This window comes from Rhodosalinus sp. K401, from assembly GCF_041365735.1.
GTDB lineage: Bacteria > Pseudomonadota > Alphaproteobacteria > Rhodobacterales > Rhodobacteraceae > Rhodosalinus.
On sequence record NZ_JBGFSI010000003.1, the window covers coordinates 81,553 to 96,861 of the forward strand.

The 15,309-nt window shown below is 68.1% G+C and carries 16 protein-coding genes and 1 pseudogene; 12 read left to right on the forward strand and 5 right to left on the reverse strand.

Going from position 1 to position 15,309, the window contains the following annotated elements; genetic code table 11:
• Positions 1-3 precede the first annotated feature (3 nt).
• On the reverse strand, positions 4-1,587 hold the full coding sequence (locus AB6A66_RS04660) for a lysine--tRNA ligase (RefSeq protein ID WP_371054977.1): 1,584 nt from the start codon (positions 1,585-1,587) through the stop codon (positions 4-6).
• Between the two features lie 108 nt (positions 1,588-1,695).
• On the opposite strand from AB6A66_RS04660, the gene AB6A66_RS04665 reads away from it, so the two are divergent.
• Positions 1,696-2,121 (forward strand): tellurite resistance TerB family protein, encoded by a 426-nt coding sequence (locus AB6A66_RS04665; RefSeq protein WP_371037339.1) that lies wholly within the window; start codon positions 1,696-1,698, stop codon positions 2,119-2,121.
• A complete protein-coding gene (locus AB6A66_RS04670) occupies positions 2,118-2,552 on the forward strand; it encodes a L,D-transpeptidase (RefSeq protein WP_371054978.1) in 435 nt (144 codons plus the stop codon). The genes AB6A66_RS04665 and AB6A66_RS04670 overlap by 4 nt, the downstream gene beginning before the upstream one ends.
• Positions 2,553-2,567: 15 nt before the next feature.
• Here AB6A66_RS04670 and dacB read toward each other — a convergent pair whose 3' ends face one another.
• Entirely contained in the window at positions 2,568-4,061 is a 1,494-nt protein-coding gene (gene dacB / locus AB6A66_RS04675; RefSeq protein ID WP_371054979.1) for a D-alanyl-D-alanine carboxypeptidase/D-alanyl-D-alanine-endopeptidase, read from the reverse strand.
• Positions 4,062-4,140: 79 nt separating this feature from the next.
• Positions 4,141-4,755, reverse strand: coding sequence for a nicotinate-nucleotide adenylyltransferase (locus AB6A66_RS04680; RefSeq protein WP_371055154.1), 615 nt, complete (start codon positions 4,753-4,755; stop codon positions 4,141-4,143).
• Between the two features lie 141 nt (positions 4,756-4,896).
• On the opposite strand from AB6A66_RS04680, the gene ettA reads away from it, so the two are divergent.
• The 8 genes from ettA (at position 4,897) to AB6A66_RS04720 (ending at position 11,172) form a co-directional block, all read left to right on the forward strand.
• Positions 4,897-6,552 carry an energy-dependent translational throttle protein EttA gene (ettA, locus tag AB6A66_RS04685; RefSeq protein WP_371054980.1) on the forward strand — a complete coding sequence of 552 codons (1,656 nt, stop codon included), beginning with the start codon at positions 4,897-4,899 and terminating at the stop codon, positions 6,550-6,552.
• A 438-nt stretch (positions 6,553-6,990) separates the two neighbouring features.
• Positions 6,991-7,323, forward strand: coding sequence for a hypothetical protein (locus AB6A66_RS04690; RefSeq protein WP_371054981.1), 333 nt, complete (start codon positions 6,991-6,993; stop codon positions 7,321-7,323).
• Positions 7,324-7,686: 363 nt separating this feature from the next.
• On the forward strand, positions 7,687-7,893 hold the full coding sequence (locus AB6A66_RS04695; protein WP_371037344.1) for a cold-shock protein: 207 nt from the start codon (positions 7,687-7,689) through the stop codon (positions 7,891-7,893).
• Positions 7,894-8,178: 285 nt separating this feature from the next.
• Positions 8,179-8,385 (forward strand): cold-shock protein, encoded by a 207-nt coding sequence (locus tag AB6A66_RS04700; RefSeq protein WP_371037345.1) that lies wholly within the window; start codon positions 8,179-8,181, stop codon positions 8,383-8,385.
• Positions 8,386-8,493: 108 nt separating this feature from the next.
• Positions 8,494-8,808: a divalent-cation tolerance protein CutA gene (gene cutA / locus AB6A66_RS04705; protein ID WP_371054982.1), complete on the forward strand. Its 315-nt coding sequence runs from the start codon at positions 8,494-8,496 to the stop codon at positions 8,806-8,808.
• A gap of 232 nt (positions 8,809-9,040) precedes the next feature.
• Positions 9,041-9,604 carry a L,D-transpeptidase gene (locus AB6A66_RS04710; protein ID WP_371055155.1) on the forward strand — a complete coding sequence of 188 codons (564 nt, stop codon included), beginning with the start codon at positions 9,041-9,043 and terminating at the stop codon, positions 9,602-9,604.
• Positions 9,605-9,707: 103 nt separating this feature from the next.
• Positions 9,708-9,950 carry a hypothetical protein gene (locus tag AB6A66_RS04715; protein ID WP_371037347.1) on the forward strand — a complete coding sequence of 81 codons (243 nt, stop codon included), beginning with the start codon at positions 9,708-9,710 and terminating at the stop codon, positions 9,948-9,950.
• A gap of 19 nt (positions 9,951-9,969) precedes the next feature.
• Complete coding sequence (locus AB6A66_RS04720; protein ID WP_371054983.1) at positions 9,970-11,172, forward strand: geranylgeranyl reductase family protein; 1,203 nt, start codon at positions 9,970-9,972, stop codon at positions 11,170-11,172.
• Here the strand turns inward: AB6A66_RS04720 and AB6A66_RS04725 are convergent.
• Together AB6A66_RS04725 and AB6A66_RS04730 are read right to left on the reverse strand one after the other, a co-directional pair.
• Positions 11,169-11,600 carry a thioredoxin family protein gene (locus tag AB6A66_RS04725; RefSeq protein WP_371037349.1) on the reverse strand — a complete coding sequence of 144 codons (432 nt, stop codon included), beginning with the start codon at positions 11,598-11,600 and terminating at the stop codon, positions 11,169-11,171. The two genes, AB6A66_RS04720 and AB6A66_RS04725, sit on opposite strands and share 4 nt — an antisense overlap.
• Positions 11,601-11,920: 320 nt before the next feature.
• Positions 11,921-12,604 (reverse strand): arylesterase, encoded by a 684-nt coding sequence (locus AB6A66_RS04730; protein WP_371037350.1) that lies wholly within the window; start codon positions 12,602-12,604, stop codon positions 11,921-11,923.
• A 17-nt stretch (positions 12,605-12,621) separates the two neighbouring features.
• On the opposite strand from AB6A66_RS04730, the gene AB6A66_RS04735 reads away from it, so the two are divergent.
• Both AB6A66_RS04735 and AB6A66_RS04740 read left to right on the forward strand, forming a co-directional pair.
• Positions 12,622-13,317: an ABC transporter ATP-binding protein gene (locus AB6A66_RS04735; RefSeq protein ID WP_371037351.1), complete on the forward strand. Its 696-nt coding sequence runs from the start codon at positions 12,622-12,624 to the stop codon at positions 13,315-13,317.
• Positions 13,314-15,305 (forward strand): annotated as a pseudogene (locus AB6A66_RS04740) (ABC transporter permease); the annotation flags it as partial. The gene AB6A66_RS04735 and the pseudogene AB6A66_RS04740, both read left to right, overlap by 4 nt.
• Positions 15,306-15,309: the final 4 nt, after the last annotated feature.

Here is a 15,309-nt window from a genome sequence, read left to right on the forward strand (position 1 = left end):
CGCTCAGACGCCTTGCGCGAGATCGCCCGCGAGCGCCCTGTCGATCAGCGCCGCCGTCTCGTCCACGCCGTAGAGCGCGATGAACCCCCCGAACCGCGGACCCTGGCTTGCCCCGAGAAGCACCTCGTAGAGCGCCTTGAACCAGCCGCGCAGCGGATCGAACCGGTCCCGCCCCACCGCGAAGACCAGGCTCTGCAGCTCCTCCGGGTCGGCCCCGCCCTGCCAGGCCTTCAGGCCGTCGCGCAACTCTTCCAGCGCCTCGCGCTCGAGCTCCGTGGGCAGGCGGTAGACCTTCGAGGGCTTCACGAAATCGTTGTAGTAGCGCACGGCGTAGCCCGCGGCTGCGTCGAGGTCCGGGTGGCTCTCGGGACTGGCCTCGGGGGCGTAGCGGCGGATGAAACCCCAGAGGGTCTCCTTGTCATCGGCGGCCGAGACGGAGGCGAGGTTGAGAAGCATCGAGAAGGGCACCACCATCCCGCTTTCGGGCACCTGGCCGCCATGGATGTGGAAGACGGGGTTGGCGAGCCGCTGCTCGGCCGCCTGGTCCGGGTAGGCGCGGAGCTGCTGGTGATACTCGTCCACCGCGCGCGGGATCACGTCGAAGAAGAGCCGCTTCGCCGTCTTCGGCTTCTGGTACATGAAGTAGCTGAGCGACTCCGTGGAGGCGTAGGTCAGCCATTCGTCGATCGTGAGCCCGTTGCCCTTCGACTTCGAGATCTTCTCGCCGTTCTCGTCGAGGAAGAGTTCGTAGGTGAAATGCTCGGGCTTCCGGCCGCCGAGGATCTCGCAGATGCGATCGTAGACCGGCGTGTTGGTCGAATGATCCTTGCCGTACATCTCGAAATCGACGTCGAGCGCGGCCCAGCGCGCGCCGAAATCTGGCTTCCACTGCAGCTTCACGTTCCCGCCGGTCACCGGCACGGTCCACTCGCGGCCCGACTCGTCGTCGAAGGTGACGGTGCCGTTCTTCGCATCCACATGGCGGATCGGCACGTAAAGCACGCGCCCCGTCTCGGGGTGGAGCGGCAGGAAGATCGAGTAGGTCTGACGGCGCTCGTCCCGGAGCGTCTTGAGCATCACGGCCATCAGGTCGTCGTAACGCTCCGCCGCGCGCAGCAGGATGTCGTCGAACTGGCCCGACCGGTAGAACTCGGTCGCGGAGTAGAACTCGTACTCGAAGCCGAAGGCGTCGAGGAAGCGGCGCAGCATCGCGTTGTTGTGGTGCCCGAAGCTCTCATGCGTGCCGAAAGGGTCCGGCACGTCGGTGAGCGGCTTTTGCAGATGCTCCCGCAGCTGGTCCGGGTCGGGCACGTTGTCCGGCACCTTCCGCATCCCGTCCATGTCGTCCGAGAAACAGATGAGCCGCGTGGGAATGTCCGAGATCACCTCGAAGGCGCGGCGGATCATCGTCGTGCGCGCGACCTCGCCGAAGGTGCCGATATGCGGCAGGCCCGAGGGGCCATATCCCGTCTCGAACAGGACATGGCCCTTTTCCGGCGGCGCGTCGCCATATCGCTGAAGCAGCCGGCGCGCCTCCTCGAACGGCCAGGCCTTCGCTTTCATCGCGGCGTCGCGCATCTCGTCCATGGGGGATCTCCGGCTGGGGGCCGCGCAACGGCACGGACGGCCGGTTCCTATTGCCGCCCCGCGGAGAGGTCAATAATCTCGCCGCGACGCAGCCTCGAAGGACAAGAGATGACCAACGCCGCGCCCCACCCCATCAGCCCGCAGGACTGCCTCGTGGCGCTCATGATCGCGGTCTCGGCCAGCGACGAGGACATCCGCACCGCGGAACTCGTGAAGATCCAGACCGCCGTCAACAACCTGCCCGTCTTCGCGGCCTACGACATCGACCGCATGAACGCGGTCGCCCAGCTCGTCTTCGATCTGTTCGAACAGGAGGACGGGCTCGACGCGCTCTTCGGGCTTGTGCGCGAGAACCTGCCGGAGCGCCTCTTCGAAACCGCCTACGCGCTCGCCTGCGACGTGGGCGCGGCGGACGGACTGCTGCACGAGCCCGAGTTGCGCCTTCTCGAAGAGATCCGCTACGAGCTCGATATCGACCGACTGCACGCGGCCGCGATCGAACGGGGGGCGCGGGCCCGGCACATGCCGGCATGAGCGCCGGCCGCCACGCGCGGCGTGTCGCGGCGGCGCTTGCGCTGCTGGCCGCGCCCGGCTGGCTGGCCGCTGCCGAGCTTTCCGTCCTGATCGACCTCTCCGACCAGAGGATGGAGGTACGGCGCGCGGGTGTCGGCATCGCCGACTGGCCCGTGTCCACGGCGCGCAGCGGCAAGGTCACGCCGACGGGGCTGTTCGTGCCGCAGACGCTCGTCAGGGATCACCGGTCCACCCTTTACGACGGGGCGCCGATGCCCTGGTCGATCTTCTTCAGCGGCAATTACGCGATACACGGAACGACGCAGGTCGGTGCGCTGGGCGCGCCCGCGTCGGCCGGGTGCGTCCGGCTGCACCCCGAGAACGCGCGCCAGCTTTTCGAGCTGGTGAAGGAGGTCGGCAAGAGCGAAACGCTGATCGAGATCCGGCCCTAGCGCTCCCTGTGAGGCTCAGGCCGCGTAAACCGTGCCCCAGCGCTCGATCAGCGCCTGTTGCAAGCGCCGGGAGCGCCCGTTCCACCCCCGCGCCCCCTCTGGCCGCTCGAGCTGCGCACGCGTCAGCCCCGCGCGCCGCTCGGTGTCGGCGGTGAAGATCGCGAAGGCAAGCTCTCGTCCCCCGGGCGCGCTGACATACCCCGCAAGCGCGCTGACGAAATGAAGCGTGCCGGTCTTCGCCCGCACGTTGAGCGCCGCGCTCCGCACCGGCCGGCCCTGCGCGTCGCGCAGCGTGACCTCCTTCAGGATCGGCTTCAGCGTCTCGGCCCGGCCCGCCGCCGCCAGCGCGGCCACCATCTCGGCCGCGCTCACGCGGGAGGCATCGCCAAGCCCCGAATGGTCCACGAAGCGCGCGCGCGGCATGCCGAGGCGCTGGCCGGCCCAGCGGCTCATCTCGCGGGCGGACACCGCGAGCGACGGGACAGATCCGCCGCGCGCCGCCGTGGCCGCCATGCCCACCACCTCCGCGGTGAGATTGGTGGAGTAGCGCAGCATGTCGGCCACGATCTCGCCGAGCGGCGCGCTCTCCCAGGCCGCGAGCTCGGCGGCGTCCGGCGGCACCGCGCGAACGGGTTCGGGCGCGCCGAGGCGGATGCCGTGGGCGCCGGCGAAGGTCTGGAACACCTCGCCCGCGTAGAGCTCGGGCTTTCGGACCGGCAACCAGCGCGCGCCGCCATTGCCCAAAGCGCCGCGCGCCACGGTCCAGTTGTCGCGCCCGTCGCTGTCCTCGTAGGTGTAGACGGGCCCGTCGCGCACCGTCACGGCCATGCGCGCCACCTGCACCTCGGGGCGATAGAGCGCCGATCGCGCATCCATCGTCACCCGGTAGCTGCCCCCCGACGGGCGCCACTCGAAATGGACCCGGTTGAAATTGAGGTTGAGCCCGGAAACGGCCGGGTTGTAGCCGACGTGATCCGGCTGGCCGGGATCGATCGCCCGCTCGAAGGGCAGCGCGCCACCCCAGACGCGGAAGCCTCCGCGCACCTCGCGCACCCCGGCGGATTTCAGCCGCTTTGCAAGCTCGGCGAGGGCATCCGTGTCGAGCGTCGGGTCGCCGCCACCGGCGAGCACAAGGTCGCCGTCGATCACGCCGTCGCGCAGTTCGCCCGTGGCAAGCAGGCGCGTGGTGAACCGGTGCGCGGCACCGAGCGCGTCGAGGACGTAAAGCGCCGTCACGGCCTTGGCGACGCTCGCGGGCGGAAGGGCCGTCTCCTCCCCCCGCGCTTCCAGAAGCTCGCCGCTCGCAAGGTCCGCCACGGCGAACGCGACGCGCCCGCCCAGTTTCGCATCGCCGACGAGGGTCTCCGCCTCGGGGACCGCAAGCGCCCGAAGGTTCGTGCCGCGCGCGACGGGGCGCAGCGATGCCGCGGGGGGCGACGCCAGCGCCGCCCCTGCCGTTCCGGAGAGCAACCCGCCGAGAAAGATCCGTCGTGAAACCCGCGCCGACATCGTCCTGCGCTTTAATGACACCTGATGTCCCATGGTTATCCCCTCTGTTCCCCGCCGGGCAAGCCTCGTGACGACACCGTCACGGCCGCGCGTTCCAGCCGCCCCCGGCACGGATCGCGCTCGAACTCACGTCGAGCATCGGGACGTTGATGAAACACCAGGCCGGGGCCTGCGCGGAGGCGAGGCGCCGGCTTTCCGATGCCGGGATCCGCGCCTGCCGGTAGACCCGCGCGGCCACCGACGTCCGGGCCGGGATCCGGAGCCCCGGTCGCGCCAGCACCCCCACGGGCACGGTGTCCATGATCCGGCGCCAGCGTTCCCAGCGGTGGAACTGAACGAGGTTGTCCGCGCCCATCAGCCAGACGAAACGCACGCCCGGGCAGGCAATTTGCAGCTTCATCAGCGTCTCGGCGGTGTAGCGCGTGCCGACCCGCGCCTCGAAATCGCTCACCGCGATCCGCGGATCCTCCAGCAGCGCCCGCGCCGCGGCCATGCGCGCGCCGAGCGGCGAGGGCCCGTGCGCCTTGAGCGGGTTGCCGGGGCTCACGAGCCACCACACCCGATCGAGCGCGAAACGCTTGAGCGCCTCCCGCGAGATGTGCCTGTGGCCCGCATGCGGCGGGTCGAAGGAGCCGCCCAGAAGGCCCACCCGTTGCCCGGCCGCCGCGGACGGCAGCCCCAGCTCGGCCCGCATCATCGCCCTTTCCCCCCGTGGTCCGCGGCAGCGAAGACGAGTGTCCCGCCCTTGTCAACGGCCGCACATCGCATTGCCCCGCCGCCCGCGCTTGGCTATCAAGGCGGGAACATCCCTGATTTCGCGAAGGAAAGGCAGCCGATGGCCAGCTACCAGTACGTCTACCACATGGACGGCGTCTCCAAGACCTATCCGGGCGGCAAGAAGACCTTCGAGAACATCCGCCTGAACTTCCTGCCCGGCGTGAAGATCGGCGTGGTGGGCGTGAACGGCGCGGGCAAGTCGACGCTCCTGCGCATCATGGCGGGCATCGACACGGACTTCACCGGGGAGGCCTGGGCGGCCGAGGGCGCGCGGGTGGGCTACCTGCCCCAGGAACCCGACCTCGATCCGGATCTCAACGTGCGCGGCAACGTCATGGAGGGGGTGAAGGCCAAGCAGGCCAAGCTCGAGCGCTTCAACGAGCTCGCCATGAACTACTCCAACGAGACCGCAGACGAGATGGCGCAACTGCAGGACGAGATCGACAGCGAGAACCTCTGGGATCTCGACAGCCAGGTGGACGTGGCGATGGAGGCGCTGCGCTGCCCGCCCGACGACGCCATGCCCGACACGCTGTCGGGCGGCGAGAAGCGCCGCGTCGCACTCTGCCGGCTGCTGCTGGAGCAGCCCGACATGCTGCTTCTCGACGAGCCCACGAACCACCTCGACGCCGAGACGATCGCCTGGCTGCAAAGCCACCTCATCGCCTACAAGGGCACGATCCTGATCGTCACCCACGACCGTTACTTCCTCGACGACATCACCGGCTGGATTCTCGAGCTCGACCGCGGCCGCGGCATCCCCTACGAGGGCAACTATTCCAGCTGGCTGGAGCAGAAGGCCAAGCGGCTGGAGCAGGAGGCGCGCGAGGACAAGGCCAAGCAGAAGACCCTCGCGCGCGAGCTCGAATGGATCCGGCAGGGCGCGAAGGCGCGCCAGGCCAAGTCGAAGGCCCGCATCCAGGCCTACGAACAGCTCGCCGGCCAGTCCGAGCGCGAGCGCGTGGGCCGCGCGCAGATCGTCATCCCGAACGGGCCGCGCCTCGGCGGAAAGGTCATCGAGGTCGAGCAGCTGCGCAAGGCGCATGGCGACAAGCTGCTGATCGAGGATCTGTCCTTCTCGCTCCCGCCGGGCGGCATCGTGGGCGTCATCGGCCCGAATGGCGCGGGCAAGACAACGCTGTTCCGCATGCTCACCGGGCAGGAGCAGCCCGACGCGGGCCTGATCGACTACGGCGACACGGTGAAGCTCGCCTATGTCGACCAGAGCCGCGACGCGCTCGATCCCGACCACACCGTTTGGGAGGCGATCAGCGGCGGGGCCGAGGTCATCCACCTGGGCGACGCCGAGATCAACTCCCGCGCCTATTGCGGGGCCTTCAACTTCAAGGGCGGCGACCAGCAGAAGAAGGTGGGGCTCCTCTCCGGGGGTGAGCGCAACCGCGTGCACATGGCGAAGCTCCTGAAGGAGGGGGGCAACGTGCTCCTGCTCGACGAGCCCACCAACGACCTCGACGTGGAGACGCTCCGCGCCCTCGAGGACGCCATCGCCGATTTCGCCGGCTGCGCCGTGGTGATTTCCCACGACCGCTTCTTCCTCGACCGCATCTGCACCCATATCCTGGCCTTCGAGGGCGAGGCGCATGTCGAATGGTTCGAGGGCAACTTCGAGGCCTACGAGGAAGACAAGAAGCGCAGGCTCGGCCCCGACGCGGTGGAGCCGAAGCGGATCAAGTACAAGAAGTTCGCGAGGTGATATGGCTTTCTCTTTGCACTGGGGACTGCGCGTAACCACGCGTAGGCGCGTTCGAACCCGCCCGTAGGGCGAGTAGGATGGAATGTGCCCGCCGTGCTTGCCTAGCTTGGCAGTCTGCAGGCACTGAGTAATCACTCAGCCCCGAGGAAGATGCATTTCAATACGGCAATTCTTAAACGAATGTCCGTTTTGGATGTCCCATATTTTTGCGCGCATTTGCGTTCGCACTCCCACCCTTGAGAGCGGGACGTGCAACGAAAATCTTGACGACGCCTTTGAGGATTAATAGGATATCCAGAAGCGCTGTCCGGAACCGTACTTGGTAGAACCGAAGTGGGTCAATTGCTTCAGCTTTCTATTGGAATGCGTTTACTAGGCACCCGAATTGCAAATAAACAACTAAAATTCTCATCCAAAACGATGTGCAAGGAGTTGCAGTTGCTCCAGAAGAAGATCATACTTGCATTTTTCGTTATCAGCCTCCCAGAATTTGCTTATGGCCAAGTCTACTTGAAGGGCATCTTTAACTGTGGGAGCTGGCTTGATGCGCGCGATTCAGAACGATCTGTCGCGCTTGGGCATGCAGCGCAAGGCTTTCTTAACGGACTTGCACTCGGGTCTAATCAGGAATTCTGGAACGCGCCTGACAAGAGCCCGCTTACGCCAAATCAAGTGTTCTATTGGCTTGACCGAGAATGCAGCGCAAGACCACTTTCGAACGTCTATGAGTTGCTTTTTACGCTTTTCGATGAGCGAATCGCTCATAGTTAAACCAATGGCTGGGTGCGTGCTCGCACGCACCCGCCCCCAACGCCCCGCAACCGCTTGGCGGGTGCGTGCGACCACGCGCCCTACGGCCACCGTCCGTGCCGGATGTCAAGGTGAACCGTGGTGAACGGCCATGCCTCCGGTGTCTCAACCCGGCCCTGCCTGACCGGTTTCAGGTGGCAATACCGCAAGCAGCCCCCGATTTCCCTTGCCACCCCGCCGCAGACCTGTCAGGCGGTATCCTGCAAACGTGATCCACCTCGACCAGCTGTCTCCCTTAACACCGGCGCTCAGTACTCGATACGGAAAGACTGACGCCAGGCTGCCGCATCCTGCGGGCAGCGTTAAGTACAGGAGACCACGGACATGGCCAATGGCACCGTGAAATGGTTCAACGCCACCAAAGGCTTCGGCTTCATCCAGCCCGCTTCGGGCGGCAAGGACGTTTTCGTCCACATCTCAGCCGTCGAGCGTGCGGGCCTCACCGGCCTCGCCGATGACCAGAAGGTGACCTACGATGTGGAATCCGGCCGCGACGGCCGCGAGTCCGCGTCGAACCTCGCCCTCGCCTGAGCCGGCGACCGATCCGGCAAGGGGGCGCGGCGGAGAGATCCGCCGCGCCCTTTTTCATTCGCCCCTCCGGCCTGCGCGCACCCTAGCGCCGCCGCGAGAGGCCGCGCGTCCGGCGCCGGATGGCCCCTTGCCCCTTGCAATTCCGGCGGCGACATGCCAAATATTTCACTGCTTCGCTATCCCTACTCGACCACTGTCTCGCTTCACGGCCGTCAGTCTCGATCAGGACAGACAGGCCAGGCTGCCGCACTACCGCGGGCAGCACATGAAGAAGGAGACCACGGTATGGCTACTGGCACCGTGAAATGGTTCAACACCACCAAAGGCTACGGCTTCATCGCGCCCGATACGGGTGGCAAGGACGTGTTCGTCCACATCTCGGCCGTCGAGCGTTCGGGCCTTACCGGCCTCGCAGACGACCAGAAGGTGACCTACGATGTCGAATCCGGCCGCGACGGCCGCGAGTCGGCGACGAACCTGTCCCTCGCCTGATCGGCGACCGACCGGATCGCAAGGGGCGCGGCGGAGGGATCCGCCGCGTCCTTTTTCGTGCGCATCCGCCACTTGACGCGCCCGCGCCCGCTTCGGACACTCGGCGCCATGCCGATGCTCGCCATCCTCACCAACTGCCCTGACGAAGCGACCGCGGACCTCATCGCGGAGGGGCTCATCCTGGCGCGGCTCGCGGCCTGTGCGAAACGGTATGCACCTATCACCTCCCTCTACCGCTGGGAGGGCGCGGTGGAGCGGACCGTCGAGATCCCGCTGCTTCTGAAGACCCGGCCAGAGCTGGCCGAGCGCGCGGAGGCGGAGATACGCCGCCTTCACCCCTACGACTGCCCGCCGATCCTGCGCGTGCCGCTGGAGGCCAACGCCGACTTCCTGGCCTGGATCGCCGACGAGACGCCCGTCTAGCGCCGCCCGCGACGTCCCGCGCGCCGCGGTCGCAGAGGACGTTCGAACCTCGCCGCGACGGACCGTTCCCGACAGATCCGATGCCGAAACGGGCCATTCGGGCAACAGCGTCGCGCGGTTGGCCAAATTATGACCCGTTCATGACACGAAATCGCCGTCTCTCAGGTTGATAAAATCTGTCGGCCGGGCACACTGACCGCATGGGTCTGCTGCCAAACGAAGAGTGATGGAAATGCTTACGCGCCGTTCATTCCTTGCCACCAGCGCCGCCGCCGCGACGCTGCCCGCCGCTGCCTTTGCCCAGGATGTCCAGCTCTCCCCGCGCCTTCTTCCGCAGGAGGTCCGCATCCGCGCGGATATCGCGCCGGGCCAGATCCTCATCCTGCCGAAGAGCCACTTCCTCTACTACGTCACGGCGCCGCGGACGGCGCTGCGCTACGGCGTGGGCGTCGGGCGCGCGGGGCTGGAATTCACCGGCACCGCGACGATCGACGTCAAGAAGGAGTGGCCGACATGGCGCCCGACCGACGAGATGATCGAGCGCGACCCCCGCGCCTATGGCCGCTTCAAGGACAACGATTACGTCCAGCCCGGCGGGCCGGCGAACCCGCTCGGGGCGAGAGCGCTCTACCTCTTCCAGAACGGGCGGGACACCTTCTACCGCATCCACGGGACCAACGCGCCACGAACCATCGGCACGTCGGTTTCGAATGGCTGCATCCGAATGCTGAACACGCATGTGATCGACCTGTATGAGCGCGTTCCGATCGGAACGAAGGTCACCGTGCTGCTTTGACGGAAGCGGGATCCACGCATGCGAACCGTAGTGAGAGTGGTGTTAACCTCACGTAAAGAGCTCCTGTGCCACCTTGACCACGATCGATGATGGAGTGTCCCACATGGCCTTGGCTGCCCTGATGATCGGAAGCCTCGCCGGCCTTTTCCTTGGCGCCGCGGCCGTGGCCTTCGGCGCGGGATGGCTGGCGGCCGTCGCGATCTATGCTCTCGGAGGCGCAGCAGCGACCGTGCTGCTCCTTGCCCGTCCCTTCTGTCGTGACGATTACACCGCCGAAAGCACGGATGCGATGAAGGCTTCGCAACCGTCCTGCGACAACGCGGCGGTCCATCGAACGGGCCAGTGATCGGTTGACGACACGGAACGTGACGCAGAGCGCGGCCGCGAGCGACGCGCGCCCGGTTGAACACTATGACATCCTGGTCATCGGCGCGGGGCCCGCAGGGGCGGCGGCCGCACTCACCGCGGCCCGTCACGGGATGTCCGTCGCCCTGATCGACCAGCGCCGCTTCCCACGCGACAAGCTTTGCGGGGGCGGGATCACCGGCCGATGCGCCGCCGCCCTCGAGAGGTTGCTCGGCCACCCCCTGCCCGGACACCTTGCCGAAGAGCGCGGCACGTTCGAATTCCATGCCCATGGCGCCTCTCTCGGGACGGTCGATGGCGTGCCGCCGATCCACCTTACCACGCGGCGGGCCTTCGACACCTATCTTCAAAGCACGGCGATCGCCGCAGGCGCCGATGACCGGAGCGGGCAGAAACCTGCCGGCATCGACCCCGGCACATGCCGGGTCACACTGGACAGCGGCGCGACGCTGGAGGGGCGCATCCTCATCGGCGCGGACGGGGTCGCGAGCACCACTGCCCGGTCGCTCTTCGGCCGCGCCTACGACCCGCACCAGGTCGGCTTCGCGATGGAGGTCGAGGCCCCGCCAGAGCAGGACACGCCCGACCGGGTCCGCATCGACTTCGGCGCGGCGGAATGGGGCTATGGCTGGCACTTCCCGAAATCGGGCAGCGCGACGATCGGCGTGGGGGGACTGCACGGGCGGAACCCCGAGATGCGCGCGGCCCTCGAGACCTACCTGCGCGGCCTTGGCGTCGATCCCTCCATGCAGAAGGTGAAAGGGGCGTTCCTGCCCTTCGGCGCTTTTCGGCGCATACCGGGGCACGGTCGGGTGCTGCTTGCAGGCGATGCCGCCGGGCTCGTCGATCCGATAACGGGGGAGGGTCTCGCCCACGCGATCGATAGCGGACGGATGGCGGCCGAGGCCGCAACGGCAGCCCTGGCCGAGGACCGGCCGGAGACAGCGCTGCCGCTTTACCGGAAATCGCTCGGCCCGATACACGGCGCCCTTCGCCACGCGCGGGCGCTGCGCCTCGTCATCTACGCGCCGCCCCTCAAAGCGGGCTTCATCCGCGCCTTCCGTGACTCCCGGACATTGCGCCACGACTATCTGCGCATGCTGGGCGGGCAGCGTGAGTATGCCGACATCATGGCCGCCCTCTTGCGACGCTTGCCCCGGCATCTCTCACGCAGCCTGCTGGTCCCGGACCGGGCGCATTAGGCCAGTTCGCGCACCCAGCCGGTGATGGCCTCCGCACGCTGCACGCCGGCCTGCCGCCCGCGCTCCCGCCCGCCCGAGAAGGCCGCGAGCATGGGAATACCGCGTATGTTGTAGCGGGCGCTCGCCTCCGGATGGTCCTGGGTGTTGAGCTTGGCGAAACGCGCACTGCCGTTGAGCGTCTCGGCCGCCTTCGCGAATTCGGGCGCCATCATGCGGCATGGCCCGCACCAGGGCGCCCAGAAATCGACGACAAGCGGAACCTCGTCGGCGCGCGCCGCCTTGGCGAGGATCTTCGCGTCGATCTCTGCCGGTTTCTTCGGAAACAGCCGGGCACCGCAGGTGCCGCATTTCGCGGCCGCCACCGGACGCTCCGCCGTGACCCGGTTGAACTGGCCGCAGGCGAGGCAGGTAAGCTTGCGCGTGGACATGGAACGGGCTCCTCGTATTCCATTTTCGATATACTTAGAGATCCGAACGGCGATTTGAAGACCGGGCCCGAACGGACAGATATCAGACAGGAACGGCCCGCCGCATAAGAATACTCTGCAACCGCACATGGAACGTCGCTCAGGCGTGGCTTCCCCGGAATTCTTTACATTTTCCGATATTTCCACAGGCACCCCCAAGGAAGCACGGCTCCACCCGCGCCGCGCAATCCACAATACCGCACGCGATGGAGTTGCGCCCCTCAAGGCCTTGTCCGCAAAAAATTTTTTGCGCCGCGGCGCATGGGATGCCGCTTGCGCCGTCAGCCCTCCGCCGCGGCGTCGGCCTGTTCCGCGAGCATCAGGACACGCGGACCAAGCGCCTCGACAATGCGCGCCACCCCTTCGGCATTCGGGTGGATGCCGTCGGGCTGAAGGAAACGCCGCGCCGCGGAGGGGTCGCCGTCTTCCAGGATGGGCGCGAGGAAGCTTTCGACGTAGAGCGTGTCGTATGTCCTTGCGAGATCGGGATACATCGCGTCGAAGGCCGCCTTGTAGTCGGGCCCGTAATTCCCGGACGCCTCGAGGCCCACCAGAAGCACTGGCAGCTCGCGCGCCCGCGCAGCCGAGATGATCCCATCGAGGTTCTTCCGGCTCACCGCAGGGTCGATGCCGCGCAGGAGATCGTTGCCGCCGAGCGCGACGATCATGCCGTCCACCTCGGGCGTGAGCGTCCACTCGACACGGGCGAGCCCGCCCGCCGTGGTGTCGCCCGAGACGCCCGCATTCACGAGCCGGACATCGGCGTCCCGCGCATCCAGCCAGTCCTGCATCCGCGGCACGAAGCCGGCCTCCTGCGGCAACCCGTACCCCTGCGTAAGGCTGTCGCCAAGCGCGACGATCACAGTTTCGGCCATCGCGGCGAACGGCGCCGCGATGCAGAACAGTGTCACCGCGGCCGCCTTGCTCGCCCGGTGAAGAACCCCATATCGATAGGCTGGCAGCATGAAATGGACCCTTGCGCATGACTGAGTCGGTTCTCGACCTCCAAGATGTGACCTTGAGGCTCGCGGGCAATGCCGGGCCGGTGGAAATCCTCCACGGAATCACCCTCGACGTGGCGCGGGGCGAAACCCTCGGCCTCGCCGGTCCCTCCGGATCGGGCAAGTCGTCGCTCCTGATGCTGATGGGCGGCCTCGAGCGGGCCACCGGCGGTCGCGTCACGGCGCTGGGGCGCGACCTCACCACGATGGACGAGGACCAGCTGGCCCGGTTCCGGCGCGATCACATGGGTGTGGTCTTCCAGTCCTTTCACCTGATCCCCACCATGACCGCGCTCGAGAACGTCGCGACGCCCCTCGAACTCGCCGGCGCGAAAGACGCCTTCGACAGGGCGCGCGACGAACTCGTCTCGGTCGGGCTCGGCCACCGCACCGATCATTACCCCTCCCAGCTCTCGGGGGGCGAGCAGCAGCGCGTGGCTCTGGCCCGCGCCGCGGCGCCACGTCCCGAGATCCTGCTTGCCGACGAGCCCACGGGCAACCTCGACAGCGCCAACGGGGAGGCGATCATCGACATGCTTTTCGCCCTGCGCGACCGGCACGGCGCCACGCTCGTGCTCGTGACCCACGCGGAAGAGCTTGCCGCGCGCTGCGACCGGATGGTGCATCTTGCCGACGGGCGTGTGGCCGACGCCGCCCGCGCCCGGGCCGCGGAATGAGCTGGCCGGTCGCGGCACGCCTTGCCCGGCGCGAACTGCGCGGGGGCTTGCGCGGTTTCAGGATCTTCCTCGCCTGTCTCGCGCTCGGGGTCGCGGCGATCGCGGCCGTCGCCAGCGTGCGCGCGGCGATCGAGGCGGGGCTCGCGGCAGAGGGCGCGGTGCTTCTGGGCGGCGATGCCGAGGCCGAGTTCACCTACCGGTTCGCGACCGAGGAGGAGCGGGCCTGGATGGAGGGCGTGGCCCGGCAGATTTCCGAGGTCACCGATTTCCGCTCCATGGCGGTCGTCGAGCGCGGGGCGGAAACGGAGCGCGCCCTGACGCAGGTGAAATCCGTCGATGACGCCTACCCGCTGGTCGGCAGCGTCGCGCTGTCGCCCGACATGTCCCTCGACGCCGCGCTCGCGGGCGACGGCGCGCGCCCCGGCGCGGTCATGGAGCGTGTGCTCGCCGACCGGCTGGGCCTTGCGCCGGGCGATGTCTTCCGCCTCGGCACGCAGGACTTCGTGCTTTCCGCCCTGCTCGAACGCGAACCCGACGCGGCCGCCGACGGGTTCGGTCTCGGCCCGCGCACGCTGGTGCGCACGGGGGCGCTGGCGGACTCGCAGCTTCTGTCCGCGGGCACGCTGTTTTCCACGAAGTACCGCCTGGATCTGCCGGACGAGGCCGATCTCGACGCCATTGCCGCCGATGCGCGATCGCGCTTCGAGGAGAGCGGGCTGCGCTGGCGCGACGCCCGGAACGGCGCGCCGGGAATCGCGGCCTTCGTGGACCGTCTCGGCGCCTTCCTCGTGCTCGTGGGGCTGTCGGGCCTCGCCGTGGGCGGGATCGGGGTCTCGGCGGCGGTGCGCGCCTATCTCGCCGGCAAGACCGGGGTGATCGCTACGCTGCGCACGCTCGGCGCCGACCGGGCGACGGTTTTCCGCGTCTACTTCCTGCAGATCGGCGCGCTGGCCCTTCTCGGTATCCTCATCGGCCTCGCGCTCGGCGGGCTTCTTCCGCTCGCCCTCGCGCCGCTGATCGAGGCCCGGCTTCCGGTGCCTGCACGGTTCACGATCTTTCCCGCTCCGCTGGCCGAGGCCGCGCTTTACGGCGCGCTGACCGCGCTCATCTTCACGCTTTGGCCGCTCGCGCGGACGGAGGAGGTGCGCGCCGCCACGCTTTTCCGAGACGCGCTGGAGGGCGCGCGGCTGTTGCCGGCGTGGCGCTATGTGGGGATCACGGTGACGTTGGTGGCGCTCCTCGTCGGGCTTGCGGCGTGGTTCTCCGAGGCCACGGCGCTCACCCTCTGGTCCGCCGCGGGGCTGGCCGGCGCGCTCGCGCTTCTGGCCCTCTCGGCGCTCGCGATCCGCTGGATCGCGCGCCGCGCCGCGCCGCTTGCGCGGGGACGGCCGGCGCTGCGCTGGGCGCTAGGGGCGATCGGCGGCCCACGCGCCGCCGCGACGCCGGTCGTGCTGTCGCTGGGGCTCGGCCTGTCCGTGCTCGCGGCGGTGGGGCAGATCGACGGCAATCTGCGCGCCGCGATCTCCCGCGACCTGCCCGAGGTGGCGCCGAGCTACTTCTTCGTGGACATCCAGAAGGACCAGATGCCCGCCTTCCAGGAGCGGCTCGAAGGCGACCCGGCGGTGAGCGCGGTGGAAAGCGCGCCGATGCTCCGCGGTATCATCACCCGGATCGAGGGCCAGCCGGCACGGGAGGTCGCGGGCGATCACTGGGTGATCCAGGGCGACCGCGGCGTGACCTACTCCGCCACGCCGCCCGAGGGCACCGTGATCACCGCCGGGGCGTGGTGGCCGGAGGAGTACGCCGGGCCCCCGCTCGTGAGCTTCGCCGCCGAGGAGGCGGAAGAGATCGGCCTCGCCGTGGGCGACAGCATCACCGTCAACATCCTCGGGCGCGACATCACCGCCGAAGTGGCCAACCTGCGCGTCGTGGATTTCTCGACCGCCGGCATCGGCTTCATCATGTCGATGAACCCCGCCGCGCTCGAGGCCG

Excerpts from the sequence above, each read along its gene's own strand:
- AB6A66_RS04715 (WP_371037347.1), top strand. The coding sequence starts at position 9,708 with ATGGCCTTGGCTGCCCTGATGATCGGAAGCCTCGCCGGCCTTTTCCTT.
- AB6A66_RS04725 (WP_371037349.1), bottom strand. The coding sequence starts at position 11,600 with ATGTCCACGCGCAAGCTTACCTGCCTCGCCTGCGGCCAGTTCAACCGG.
- AB6A66_RS04695 (WP_371037344.1), top strand. The coding sequence starts at position 7,687 with ATGGCCAATGGCACCGTGAAATGGTTCAACGCCACCAAAGGCTTCGGC.
- AB6A66_RS04735 (WP_371037351.1), top strand. The coding sequence starts at position 12,622 with ATGACTGAGTCGGTTCTCGACCTCCAAGATGTGACCTTGAGGCTCGCG.
- ettA (WP_371054980.1), top strand. The coding sequence starts at position 4,897 with ATGGCCAGCTACCAGTACGTCTACCACATGGACGGCGTCTCCAAGACC.
- cutA (WP_371054982.1), top strand. The coding sequence starts at position 8,494 with ATGCCGATGCTCGCCATCCTCACCAACTGCCCTGACGAAGCGACCGCG.
- dacB (WP_371054979.1), bottom strand. The coding sequence starts at position 4,061 with ATGTCGGCGCGGGTTTCACGACGGATCTTTCTCGGCGGGTTGCTCTCC.
- AB6A66_RS04710 (WP_371055155.1), top strand. The coding sequence starts at position 9,041 with ATGCTTACGCGCCGTTCATTCCTTGCCACCAGCGCCGCCGCCGCGACG.
- AB6A66_RS04665 (WP_371037339.1), top strand. The coding sequence starts at position 1,696 with ATGACCAACGCCGCGCCCCACCCCATCAGCCCGCAGGACTGCCTCGTG.
- AB6A66_RS04680 (WP_371055154.1), bottom strand. The coding sequence starts at position 4,755 with ATGCGGGCCGAGCTGGGGCTGCCGTCCGCGGCGGCCGGGCAACGGGTG.
- AB6A66_RS04660 (WP_371054977.1), bottom strand. The coding sequence starts at position 1,587 with ATGGACGAGATGCGCGACGCCGCGATGAAAGCGAAGGCCTGGCCGTTC.
- AB6A66_RS04730 (WP_371037350.1), bottom strand. The coding sequence starts at position 12,604 with ATGCTGCCAGCCTATCGATATGGGGTTCTTCACCGGGCGAGCAAGGCG.
- AB6A66_RS04700 (WP_371037345.1), top strand. The coding sequence starts at position 8,179 with ATGGCTACTGGCACCGTGAAATGGTTCAACACCACCAAAGGCTACGGC.
- AB6A66_RS04670 (WP_371054978.1), top strand. The coding sequence starts at position 2,118 with ATGAGCGCCGGCCGCCACGCGCGGCGTGTCGCGGCGGCGCTTGCGCTG.